Below are 12,631 nucleotides of genomic sequence, written 5' to 3'. Positions count from 1 at the left end.
TCCCGTTCCTCGCATTTTCCATGGCAAATCCTCAAAATGTTTTTGTTATTATTTTTTATGTCGTCATTTCTATGAATGGATAGGAAGCCTCGTTAAAAGACTCTCGCTTCTTTTGTTCCTATCTGCTGAAAACACGCCTTGAATAAAAAAGCGATAGGGTAACGGCTTTTTGGATATAAAGGCCTGATATCCCATCAATCGTAAATACCTTCATTCCCGATCATTAGCCTTTTTCAGCCATCAACATTCCTCGCTATAAAAACAAGCCTCAAAAGATAATTTTATAAAACGATAAATAAAAATTTATCTTTGGTATAATGCGATGGAAATATTTCGAAATATAAACGTTAAAAAGTAAAATATAATAAACAACCTTTGATGTCGATCTGCACGATATTCAAAGGGATCAAGCTGTAGGGTGTTCTTGATGATGGGCTCTTCTCCTCCGAAAGACAGGCCGATTTCTGCCTTTTTTTCTTTTCCTTGGTGCCGTCGCCATATTTTGACAACTGGATTATCTGTTGTCGCTCTTTCGGTAACGGCGGATATCGCTTCCAATGCCTCATCTTCTCCGCTTTCTTCTGCGGATGTTCTTCATTTTATGAAATTATCGCTTTGCCTGACGGATCGAAAAACGCTTGATCCCGTGCTTGGCAAGGCGCTTTTTTCTAAATTAACCGACAATAATCCAAAACGCCGGACACAGCTTGATCAGCTTCTTGCGCTCTTCAATCGGCAGACATGGGATAATGCCAATCACTTCGTCAAAGAAGCGGTCAAAGAAAATCCAGAGGCACCACCGCTTATCAGGGATATTTTACACGGATGGTATCGCGGTATCGTTGATAACAAAGTCGTCGTTTACCGTTCGGCTATGATGTTTTCTCTGACCCGTAATATTCTTTATCCCAAAACTTATGCCAATGGTGATTTATTCTATTGGACAACGCGCCCGCCAGAAGTGCCGCTTCCCAAAGCACAGCCCGCTATGCAGCCTGACGTTCCCGACACTCTGGGACAATAAAAGCAGAAGGTATAACAAATGACATCCAAAAACGATCTTTCTGCCGATATTGTGATCGTCGGTTCCGGTGTCGCCGGTAGCAGCATCGCCAAAGAATTGGCTAGCACGGGGGCATCCGTCATCGTCCTTGAGGCAGGGCCCCGCATTGACAGGCAACATATCCTCGATAATTGCCGAAATACGGTCAATAAAAACAAATATGACGAGCCTTATCCGCCATCCCCTTGGTCAATGCATCCGCCCGATCAAAGCACCCCTAACGCCTATCTTCATACGACCGGCCCTGATGCACAGGCTTATCAGCAAAGCTATCTCCGTATTCTTGGTGGCACAACTTGGCATTGGTCAGCCTGCGCATGGCGTTATCTGCCCTCTGATTTTGAATTACGGTCACGCTATGGGGTAGGGCGCGATTGGGCATTAAAATATGATGATCTCGAGCCTTTTTACTATCAGGCTGAAAGCATGATGGGCGTTTGCGGGCCTGATCCCAAGGTCGAAGACCTTGGCTCACCCCGCCGCCAACCTTATCCGATGGAAGCCTTGCCGCTTTCCTATGCGGCAGAACAGTTTAAAAAACTGATTGATAATCGCACAGCCTATCGCGTGGTTCATGAACCCCAAGCGCGCAATACGCGCCGCTATGACAACCGTCCGGTTTGCGAAGGCAATAATAACTGCATGCCGCTTTGCCCTATCGGTGCGATGTATAACGGTATCCATACCGTGCTTCATGCCGAGGCCGCAGGGGCGCGCTTTATTGACAATGCCGTGGTTTATAAAATCGATACCGATGCCTCCAATAAAAAGGTGACGGCCGTTCACTATTACGACCCTGACAAACACAGTCATAAGGTCACGGGGCGTATTTTTGTAATCGCGGCGCATTGCATCGAATCTGCCAAATTATTGCTTCTTTCTGCCGATGAGAAAAATCCAAATGGCATCGCCAATAGTTCGGATCAGGTAGGCCGGAATATGATGGATCATACCGGCGTGCAGGTCACTTTTATGAGCGGTCTGGACTCTCTTTGGTGTGGCAGAGGGCCTCTCGAAACGAATGTTATCGACAGCTTCCGAGATGGCTCATGGCGGAATGAAAGAGGCGCTTATCTGGTGCATATGGTGGATGATAATCAAATCGACCTCGCCACGGCCTTGGCGATTGACAAAGGCTATGTCGGTAAAGATTTGGAAAATGAAATCCGCTACGGGGCATCGCATTTGGTGCGGCTGTTCAGCCATAATGAAGGTATGCCGGATCCTGATAATCGATTAACGCTCAGCAAAACCCATAAAGACGTTCTCGGTATTCCCCATCCCGAAGTCTATTATAAATTGCCGGATTATACGGTCAGAAGCTGCGATCACTCCCGCAAGGTATTCAGGGAAATTATGGGGCTGATGAAAGGCTCCGATCCACGCTGGACACCGGGCTATTTCCCCCAAGATCATCCAGCGGGCAGTACCATTATGGGACATGATCCCAAAGATTCCGTTGTGGACGGATATAACCGGACGCATGACCACGAAAATCTGTTTATCGCCAGTTCCGGCGTATTCGCTTCTATGGGAACGGGTAATATTACTCTGACCGTGGCTGCCTTGGCGTTACGGGTAGCTGATACGCTGAAAAAAGAGATATATCATGGCTAAAACACGCTCTTTCTTCGCCCAATTCCGGAATATATTGGCGATAACAACAGGCCTAGGCTTGGCCATATCGGCAGCATCCCATGCTGCAACCACGGATACCGACAGCCTTCTTCAAAAAGGCGAATATCTGGCCAAAGCAGCGGATTGCGTCGCTTGTCATACCGCCCCTAATGGCAAGGCTTTTGCAGGTGGACTTGCGATCACCTCACCTATGGGGGATATCCTTTCAACTAATATCACACCGGATAATGAAACCGGCATAGGTCACTATAGCGAGGATGATTTTGCCCGTGCGTTGCAACGCGGTATCCGAAAAGACGGCGGCCATCTTTATCCGGCCATGCCCTATACCGCTTATGCTGGCCTTAACAAGGCAGACATCCACGCGCTTTATCTCTATTTTATGAAATCGGTCACGCCGGTTTCACAAAAGAACCAGCCGACAAAGCTCGACTTTCCTTTTAATATCCGCGCTTTGATGATGGGCTGGAATCTTTTATTCCTTAATGAACAGCCTGCCAAAACCGATTTCGAGCATTTGTCTGGCTTAGAAAGAGGCCGGTATCTCGCAGATACGCTTGAACATTGCAGTAGCTGCCATTCGCCTCGCAATGTCTTCATGGCTGAAAAGAAATCCGGTTATCTCGGTGGTAGCCCTCTAGGCGGATGGTATGCGCCCAACATCACCTCCAGCCCAAATAGCGGCATTGGTCATTGGAGCGAAGATGAGCTAGTCACTTATTTCAAAACCGGCAAAGTCACTGGAAAAGCACGGGCAGGGGGCGGCATGGCCGAAGCTGTCAGCAACAGCCTAAGCCATCTTAGCGATCAAGATTTGCATGATCTGGCGCGCTATATCAAACAGGTTCCAGCTATCAATGATCGCTATGATTCACGTCCACGCGATCAATATAGCGCCCCTCCGGTGACAACTGATCTTAGAAGTGGCGAAACCATTCGGGTTGATCGGCCAATAGCGATGGATGGCGCTGCAATTTATGACAATAATTGCGCCAGTTGCCATGGCGGTGATGGTAATGGCAGCCCCGATCAACATATTCCTTCTTTATATAACAATAGCGTGATCGGATCAGCCCAAGCCAATAATCTGGTAATGACTATTCTAAACGGCGTGCAACGCAAAATAGACGGACAGGAAGTTTTTATGCCGTCTTTTGGGGATAAATCGCTGGTGCAGCGCCTTTCAGATAAAGATATCGCCAGTCTCGCCAATTACGTTACCGGACGTTTTGGACGGGGCGATGCCCATCTAAAAGCCGTCGATATTGCAACCATTCGGCAAGGCGGCGCAAAACCGTTTTTGGTTCGCTATATTTCGGTGCTGATGCTGACAGGCGGCTTGGGTTTCTTGCTTGTTCTTTCGCTTATTTACCGTTTTTTCAAAAAAACAGACAGAAAAAGCGCGCAGAGCTAACAGGTAGCTGACGGGAAGACGCTTAAGCGTCTTCCTTCTCTGCCATATTCGCTAAAAAGGGCGGGCCCGCCGAATCTCGGATAATCAAGGCATGATCAAGTTCGACATTCCTGATTTCCTCGGTGTTCCAGCCATTTTCTAACAGATTGAGGATAATATCGGTCGCGGTATAAGCCATGGCCGATATTGGCTGACGCATCGTGGTAATACGCGGCCAAACAATAGAAGCCAGCTGACTATCATCGAAACCGACTACCGATAGTTGACGCGGCACAGCAATCCCATGCTCATGGGCGGCCTGAACAATACCGGCGGCCATGTCGTCATTGGATGAAAAGACGGCCGTCGGTCGCGGATTCAGGGCAAATATTTTCCGTGCTGCTTCCAAACCACTAGCAAAACGGAAATCACCCGCAATAACCAGATCGGGATCAATCGGAATACCTGCGCTTTTTAAAGCATAGCAATAGCCTTCAAAACGGGCATTACTGGCCGGATGAACCGGATTGCCTCGTAAAAAAGCAATCCGTCGATGCCCCAGACCTAACAGATAACGGGTCATCTCTCTGGCGGCGATCATATCCTTGATGGCCACACAAGGCGAACCGGGGCGAGGCTCGGTGCCTGCCACGCGAACATAGGGAACGCCACTTTGATCCAATTCATCCATAATTTCGGGATCATTGGACAAAGGCGGGGTTAAAATTACGCCCGCCAGACCAGAACTGCGAATAATGGCAATCATTTTGCCATGAAATTCTTTGAAATTTTCAACTGGAAACATCAACAGACGATAAGGCTCACCGCGTAAACGGTCTAAAGCGCCGGTCTGGATATTAACGACATAATTCGGACTTGGGTTTTCGTAAAACAGGCCAATCATATAAGACTGGCGACCTGCCAGACTTCTTGCGGCCATATTGGGATGATAATTCAGTTTATGGGCTGCTTGTAAAACCCGTTCACGCATTTCCGGCCTGACATTGGGTTCGTTATTCAAAACGCGCGACACGGTTTTGATCGAAGCCCCCGACATGGCGGCTACATCACGGATAGTAACCATTGGCATCCGTTTACAGGTGCCAGAGGCAGAATCTGTGGTTTTTGCAGCTTGGTAAACGCTGTCATTTTTAGAGCGGGAAGTCACAATAAATTATCCTTCCGCATCACTTTTTTGGTTTCAAAGGCAATATTTTGACAAAAAAGAGCAAAACTTTTAAGAAACGCCTGAATGATGCAGTTGTAAAAGCTAGATTTCAACAATTATCCCGTTATTTTCATTTTATATGTGTTAATCGGTTAACAAACATTTATATTTAATTTTTAGCTTTTGGCGAGAGAGAAAATCAATAGAAAGAAAATAACACTATTCAACCCTGTTTTTTAATATCATTCCGGTCACGGATTTCAGACAAAAATATTCATCGAGAATGCTGTCTTGTCTGAATAAAGAAAGCTGAATATAGCCTTCCATGATTTTCAAAAACAGAATAAAGGCAATCTCCCCTCTTGCCAAGCGCGCCTATGCCCCGCTAGGGGCATGAATGTTATTTATAGATAAGCCCGCCTTCGTTTTTTCCGTCCCGCAAAAACGGACAAAAGAAACAGCAGACGGTTTTGCTTGTGTTCAGATTTTTTTCGGATTGTCTTACTTTTCAGGAAAATGCAAGACTCCGGTTCTTAGTGAAGTGAAAGGTTAAAAAATGAGCGATACTGCAGAGCGCATCAAGAAAATTGTTGTCGAACATCTCGGCGTTGAACCCGACAAAGTTGTCGAAAATGCTAGCTTCCTTGACGATCTGGGTGCCGACAGCCTCGACATCATCGAATTGGTTATGGCTTTCGAAGAAGAATTCGGCGTTGAAATTCCTGACGATTCCGTAGAAAAAATCGGTACGGTCAAAGATGCTGTCAGCTATATCGACGAGCACAAGGCTTAATTAATCCTAAAAACAGGATCGGTGTTTACCCTCCGATCCTGTTTTTATCTCTGTTTATTCTATTATCTTTTGCCTCTACCTTCTATTAAGAATAAAATTGTCTATATTCACGTCTTGTCTTAAGAAATCGAAGGAGGGGTGTCATGCGGCATAATGCTGAAGGCATTCTGTCAAGGGGAGAAAAGTAATATGCGTCGTGTAGTCGCTACCGGCTTGGGAATGGTGACTTCGCTGGGTGGCGATGTCGAAACAACATGGTCGAATATTCTGGCCTCAAAGTCCGGTGCTGGGCGTATCACGCGTTTCGATCCGGAAGGTTTTGCTTGCACGGTTGCCTGTGAAGTCAAACCGGCCGACCATGAATATGGCTTTGATCCGTCCAAACGCGTTGACAGCAAGACGATAAGACAGGTCGAACCCTTCATTATCTATGGCATTGATGCCGCTGGACAGGCTTTGGAAGATGCCGGTCTCATGGATATGAGCGAAGAAGAAAAACTCAGAACGGGTCTTTCTATCGGCGCTGGTATCGGTGGTTTACCCCGTATCGAAAAAGAATCCATCATCTGCCATGAAAAAGGGCCCCGCCGCGTTTCGCCTCATTTCGTGCATGCCAGCCTTATCAATCTGACGGCTGGACAGGTTTCTATCCGCTATGGCCTGAAAGGGCCTAACCACGCTGTCGTCACGGCATGCTCTTCTGGTTGTCATTCCATCGGCGATGCCAGCTGGATGATTCGCATGGGCTATGCCGATGTCATGGTTGCAGGTGGTTCTGAATCGGCTATTTGTCCTCTCGGTATCGCCGGATTCTCACAGGCACATGCTCTTTCGACCGGTCATAACGACACGCCCGAAAAAGCGTCCCGCCCCTATGACAAAGGCCGCGATGGTTTTGTCATGGGTGATGGTGCCGGTATTATTATTCTCGAAGAATATGAACATGCCAAGGCACGGGGTGCCAAAATTTACGGCGAAATTATCGGCTATGGTATGACGGGTGATGCGTATCATGTGACCGCTCCCCAGCCAGATGGTGATGGTGCCTATCGCTCCATGAAAATGGCGCTTGAACAGGCTAATCTTACCACCGCTGATATTGATTATATCAATGCTCATGGCACCTCGACTCCTATGGGCGATGAAATCGAAGCCAACGCCGTTCGCCGGTTGTTTGGTGATGACATTAAAAATATGTCAATGAGTTCGACGAAATCTGCCATCGGCCATTTATTGGGTGGTGCAGGGGCTGTTGAAACGATTTTCTGCTTGTTGGCGATGCGTGATCAGATCGCCCCTCCGACCATCAACCTCGAAAATCCGAGCGATGGCTTGGCTGGCTTTGATCTGGTGCCCAATGTTCCGAAAAAACGCTCAATCAAGGCCGTTTTGAATAACAGCTTTGGTTTCGGTGGAACAAATGCCAGCTTGATCTTCAAAGCTGTAGACTAAATTATGTGCCGCCTTTTTCACCGGCAAGACAGAATGAACGGACAAAAGCCGCCCAGCCGTTGGCTTGGTCGCTTGCTTCTCTTTCTGTTACTCGCGCTGGTGTTTCTAGGCGGCATTGCTTTTAATCGGGCAATGGTGACCCCTAATAACAAAGAATTGGTCGTCACTATTCCCGAAGGCAGCTCTTTCGGTAAAACAGCTCGCATCTTAAAAGAGGCCGGCGTTATCCGCTCTGAAAATGTCTTTTTGTGGCTGCTTCATAGTAAACCTGCTTTTATGCTACGGGCAGGGGACTACCGTATCGGTGCAACACGTTCTCTAAGTCAGGTCATAGACCTTCTTTCTCATGGGCCCAATGTGCGGCATATTTTTGTCGTTCCAGAAGGAATGCCTTCTTTAGAAGTGCATGACCGCCTCATGGCAGAACCCCTTCTAACGGGGGATATTGCGGTTCCCGAAGAAGGTAGCTTACTACCGGATGGCTATTCTTTTACGCCGGGTGAAAAACGGTCTCTTGTGATCGCCAGAATGCAATCGGCAATGCAAAAAATGCTCCATAAATTATGGGCTGATAAATCACCTCAAGCACAGGTTAAAACGCCCAAAGAAGCGATTATTCTTGCCTCTATCGTGGAAAAAGAAACGGCGCTCCCCGAAGAACGCCCCATTGTCGCGGCAGTCTATTATAATCGCCTTGCCAAAAATATGCGGTTACAAGCCGATCCGACTATTATTTATCCGATTACGCATGGCTATCCTTTGGGACATCCTATCTTGCGTTCGGAATTACAGGCGCATAACGATTACAACACCTATCAGATGACCGGTCTTCCCAAGGGAGCCATTACCAATCCAGGGCGGCAGTCTATCGAAGCTGTTTTGCATCCAGCCAAAAGCGAAGCGCTCTATTTTGTAGCTAATGGCAAAGGCGGCCATATTTTTTCCAATAATTTGGAAGATCAGAACCGCCATGTCCGCGACTATTACGCATCAAAGAAAAACTAATTTTTCTCTATTACTGAATGGCTGCGAAAACCCTAAAAACAATTTTTTGATCTCGCTTTTTCGCATCAGACTTTTTGAAAAACTACCGCAAAAACCCTTTTAAAACAGGCTATTTCTTTTCGTCTTTTCTCTCATGAAAATCATAAAAAAAGACGCTATCGAAATAGCGCCCTTTCTCTACCGAAAACTCTGAAAAAATCTTTAATATTATTTCCGAAGGTTTTTCAGCTTTGCCAAACGGCTGGTAATCGGGCGGGTTTCCGCTCCTTTTTTGAGCTGGGCGACAACACCGACAGATGCCGCTCCCAACATCACACCACCCGCCGCAGCTAAGCTCGGCACCAAGGTCGTTGATACAATGGCCGAAGCCAGACCACGCCGCTGGCGCTTGGCAACACGATGCGCAACGAAAGAAGCCGCGCTTCCTAAAAGGAGCATTTTACCCATAAATCTTATCCCTATTTCCAAAATAGCCGATATCAGGCCGGTTCAATCAAGGTCACACCATAACCCGCTTCACGTAAAGCATCGATTAAATGCCGCAAATGGGTCTGATCGCGCGTTTCACATTCAATATCGGCACATAATCCCTTAGCGGGCAGGGTTGTAAAGATGCGCTGATAAGAAATCTCGACAATATTCGCTTGCTGATCGTGGAAAACACGTGCCACTTTGTAAAGCTGACCTGCCTGATCTTTCATTCTGACCCGCAACCGCGCCAGACGGCCAGAACGTGCCAAATCACGCAACAAAACATTGGCTAACAAGCGGGTGTCAATATTACCACCAGAAAAGATAATGCCGACCTGTCTGCCTTGGAATCGTTCGGGATGCGATAGCAAAGCGCCCAAACCAGCCGCGCCAGCCCCTTCAACAATCGTCTTTTCAATCTGAACAATCAAAGACAAAGCATGTTCGATATTGCTTTCACTGACCAATAAAATATCATCGACCAAGGCTTCGACAAAACGGCGAGTTAACTGCCCAGGAACCTGAACCGCGATCCCTTCTGCCAGAGTATCCCCACCGCAAGGCAGGTTTTTTCCTTTGATATAATCATACATCGAAGGATAAAGCTCAGCTTCCGCACCGATAACATCCAAAGGCCGATCTGCATTTTTGGCAACCACAGCACAGCCTGAAATCAGGCCACCACCGCCAACCGGCACGACCAGAGTGTCAATCGCTGGGGCATCTTCCAACATTTCAAGGGCGACCGTGCCCTGACCGGCAATAATAGCTGGATCATTGAAAGGATGGACAAAGGTCAGATTGTCTTTTTCAGCCAATTCTAACGCATGGGCAAGGGATTCATCGAATTGTTCGCCATAAAGGACGATATTCGCACCATGGCCACGGGTTTGCTCGACTTTCACGGTCGGGGTATGGACAGGCATCACGATCGTGACCGGAATATCCAAACGATTCCCGTGATAGGCTAGGCCTTGGGCATGATTTCCGGCAGAAGCGGCGATAACCCCTCTTTCGCGGGCAACCTTGTCCAGCGACAATAATTTATTTAACGCACCCCGTTCTTTATAGGCGGCAGTAAACTGGAAATTTTCAAATTTCAGCCAGACACCCGCACCAATCAGGTCAGACAAAGTCCGACTGTAAAGGGTCGGGGTTCTAATAATGGCATTTTTAATGCGTTGATGCGCCTGTTTGATATCATCAAGTGAAACGGGAAGAGTCTCTGGATTATCCAAGCTTACCATGCTTTATCCTGCGTCTGGGCAATAACGTTTTTCCGGCGTTATTACTTTTAATCTAAAACAGATAGTATTCTCTATCTCTATACCCCTAACTCTTAAAAAAATAGGGTAGATTCTTACATAACAGAAGGCAGGCAAGTTACCGAAATAATCTTGTTTAACGAAAGTGATCGGAAAATTTATCTCACCAAAAGAAAGATTTCTTTCCGCTATCATCGAAATACCACATCTCAACTTTATTCCTTTTGACGGCTTTTTATCCGGCATAAAATAGAAGAATAGTCTTTTTTAAAAGAGCCGCCCACCCGAGATATTCAGGAGAAATCTGCGTTGAAAATAGTAAAAACGCTGGCATTGATGGCAGGTCTGTCCAGTTTTTTCGCTTTACCCGCCTATGCTGACGGTCTGATAGATCAGGTTAACGGTATAACATTTGATAATAAAGGGCATCCTTATCGCTTTAATGGCCTCCAGATTGACCGCGAAGGTAAGGTTGTCAAACTACTCAACAAAAATGATAAAAGGCCATCTTCGCCTGATTTTTATCTCAATGGGCAAAATAAAACGCTTATTCCGGGCTTTGTCGAAGCACATAGCCACGTCATGGCTTTGGGGGAACAGGCTTTAGAACTGGATCTTTCAGACAGCCATTCCTTGGCTGAAGCGCAAGAAAAACTGAAAAAATTTGCGGATGAGCATCCTTCTGCCCGCTGGATTTTGGGCAGTGGCTGGAATGAACAAATATGGCATAGCCAGACTATGCCACAGGCCAGCGATATTGATAAAATCGTGAATGATCGTCCTGTTTGGTTGTTGCGTTCTGATGGTCATATCGGATGGGCAAATAGTCTTGCTTTGGAAAAAGCCCAAATCAAACCGGCTCAAAATGCAGATAAAGGCAGTCCCATCGGTATCCTGACAGGGGATTCCATAACGCGACTGAAACAGGCCATTCCACCGTTACAGCCTGTTGATCGCGATGCGGCTTTTCTAAAAGCACAAAAGATATTTTTGGAACGCGGCATTACCACTGTTACCGATATGGGAAGCTCGGTTGACGACTGGAATATTATGCGCCGTATGGGTGATACGGGGCGACTGCGCCTGCGGATAAAATCCTACGCTCAGGGATTGGATCCATTACTCTCCATCGCAGGCAAATATCCGACAGCCTTACTCTATAATGGTCACCTCTCGATGAGCGGCGTGACCTTCTCGATTGATGGGAATATTGTCTCGCGTCATGCTTGGCTGAAACAAGCCTACGCCGACAGTAATCAACAAGGCAGCGATAATCTTAACGATGCTAAATTGCGCAATCTAATGAGCCGTGCGGCGATGGATGGTTTTCAGGTAGCGGTTCAGGCCTCCGGTGATGCTGCCAATAACCAGCTTTTAAATGCGATTGATGAATTATCCGAAAGCTATAAGGGCGATCGGCGGTGGCGGATTGAAGATGCCAGCCTTATCGACAGCGAAGATTTTAAACGACTGTCGAAATATGATCTAGTCGTCTCGATGCAGCCCTCCAGCTATTTTACGGATAAATCTGTGATCGAGCAAAGGATAGGCGCGAACCGACTTTCTGAAATCGAGGCATGGGATACTCTGATTGATCACTCGGTTCCGGTAACCTTCGGGGCTATTTCCGCTTCACCCTTTGAAATGATGGCTGATATTCTTGATCGCCAAGAGAGTCATCCCGATCAAAAAGACAAAAAGATCAATCGCGAAAGTCTTTTTTCTTATTATACCATTCAACCGGCTTATGCCTCTTTTTCAGAAAAGCAGGTCGGGCGACTAATGGCGGGTTATTATGCTGATTTTATCTTTGTCGATCGTGACCCGATGACGGTTGATAACAACGCTTTGCGCCAGACCAAAATTTTGGAAACATGGGTTGGTGGCCGACAAGCATGGTCGCAAAATTCTAATAAATAAAAGACAAGGGTGCTGCCAATACCCAATTGGCAGCACGCCTTTACAGGCTTTATTTTAAACCCACCGTGATACGGGTATCAGGCTTCAAGGCCTCGGTAGAGGTCACCGGATAAGCACAATAATCAGCCGCAAAATAAGCACTGGGGCGATGGTTGCCCGATAAGCCGACCCCACCAAAGGGGGCAGTTGACGGTGCGCCATTGGTCGGACGGTTCCAGTTAATAACACCCGCCCGCACTTCATCACGGAAGCGAATAAAATCTTCTGGGGAATCATCGACCAAAGCCGCCGACAATCCAAATCGGGTATTATTGGCTTCTTTAAGAGCGGCATCAAAATCGGATACGCGAATAACTTTCAAGACGGGCGCAAAAATTTCTTCATCCACCTTGTCGGCACAATCCGTCATATCCAACAGGGCAGGGGTCAAAAAGGGCTTGTCTTTCTCAAGACGCTTTAACGG

11 protein-coding genes are annotated in these 12,631 nt (G+C 47.0%); 7 read left to right on the top strand and 4 right to left on the bottom strand.

Features of this window, described 5'->3' with window-relative positions; genetic code table 11:
* The first annotated feature begins 427 nt into the window (after positions 1-427).
* From LDL18_RS03135 to LDL18_RS03125, 3 genes are read left to right on the top strand one after another with little or no spacing between them, the layout of a single operon-like run.
* On the top strand, positions 428-1,024 hold the full coding sequence (locus LDL18_RS03135) for a sorbitol dehydrogenase family protein (RefSeq protein WP_296506953.1): 597 nt from the start codon (positions 428-430) through the stop codon (positions 1,022-1,024).
* Between the two features lie 18 nt (positions 1,025-1,042).
* The gene (locus tag LDL18_RS03130) at positions 1,043-2,680 is read left to right on the top strand and encodes a GMC family oxidoreductase (RefSeq protein WP_296506952.1); all 1,638 of its coding nucleotides are present in this window, start codon (positions 1,043-1,045) and stop codon (positions 2,678-2,680) included.
* Complete coding sequence (locus LDL18_RS03125; protein ID WP_296506951.1) at positions 2,673-4,115, top strand: cytochrome c; 1,443 nt, start codon at positions 2,673-2,675, stop codon at positions 4,113-4,115. The genes LDL18_RS03130 and LDL18_RS03125 overlap by 8 nt, the downstream gene beginning before the upstream one ends.
* Positions 4,116-4,137: 22 nt before the next feature.
* On the opposite strand, the gene LDL18_RS03120 is transcribed toward LDL18_RS03125, so the two are convergent.
* Entirely contained in the window at positions 4,138-5,262 is a 1,125-nt protein-coding gene (locus LDL18_RS03120) for a LacI family DNA-binding transcriptional regulator (protein ID WP_296506950.1), read from the bottom strand.
* A 556-nt stretch (positions 5,263-5,818) separates the two neighbouring features.
* Here LDL18_RS03120 and LDL18_RS03115 point away from each other — a divergent pair.
* From LDL18_RS03115 to mltG, 3 genes are all read left to right on the top strand, one after another.
* Positions 5,819-6,055, top strand: coding sequence for an acyl carrier protein (locus tag LDL18_RS03115; protein WP_011241084.1), 237 nt, complete (start codon positions 5,819-5,821; stop codon positions 6,053-6,055).
* A 189-nt stretch (positions 6,056-6,244) separates the two neighbouring features.
* Positions 6,245-7,507 (top strand): beta-ketoacyl-ACP synthase II, encoded by a 1,263-nt coding sequence (gene fabF / locus LDL18_RS03110; RefSeq protein WP_011241083.1) that lies wholly within the window; start codon positions 6,245-6,247, stop codon positions 7,505-7,507.
* Between the two features lie 33 nt (positions 7,508-7,540).
* Positions 7,541-8,512, top strand: coding sequence for an endolytic transglycosylase MltG (mltG, locus tag LDL18_RS03105; protein WP_296506949.1), 972 nt, complete (start codon positions 7,541-7,543; stop codon positions 8,510-8,512).
* A 207-nt stretch (positions 8,513-8,719) separates the two neighbouring features.
* Here the strand turns inward: mltG and LDL18_RS03100 are convergent, their stop codons facing one another.
* The gene (locus LDL18_RS03100; RefSeq protein WP_296506948.1) at positions 8,720-8,959 is read right to left on the bottom strand and encodes a hypothetical protein; all 240 of its coding nucleotides are present in this window, start codon (positions 8,957-8,959) and stop codon (positions 8,720-8,722) included.
* Positions 8,960-8,991: 32 nt separating this feature from the next.
* The gene (locus LDL18_RS03095; protein WP_014848186.1) at positions 8,992-10,230 is read right to left on the bottom strand and encodes a threonine ammonia-lyase; all 1,239 of its coding nucleotides are present in this window, start codon (positions 10,228-10,230) and stop codon (positions 8,992-8,994) included.
* A 327-nt stretch (positions 10,231-10,557) separates the two neighbouring features.
* Here LDL18_RS03095 and LDL18_RS03090 point away from each other — a divergent pair, with 327 nt between their 5' ends.
* Positions 10,558-12,168, top strand: a complete 1,611-nt coding sequence (locus LDL18_RS03090) for an amidohydrolase (protein ID WP_296506947.1) — start codon at positions 10,558-10,560, stop codon at positions 12,166-12,168.
* A gap of 49 nt (positions 12,169-12,217) precedes the next feature.
* Here the strand turns inward: LDL18_RS03090 and LDL18_RS03085 are convergent.
* Positions 12,218-12,631 (bottom strand): aldehyde dehydrogenase family protein (locus LDL18_RS03085; protein ID WP_296506946.1); only part of this gene is annotated, 414 nt, incomplete at its 5' end.

This window comes from Zymomonas sp., assembly GCF_020216885.1.
Classification (GTDB): Bacteria; Pseudomonadota; Alphaproteobacteria; order Sphingomonadales; family Sphingomonadaceae; genus Zymomonas.
Note: the sequence above shows the minus strand (reverse complement) of the source record. Positions and strands in the feature narration are given on the sequence as shown.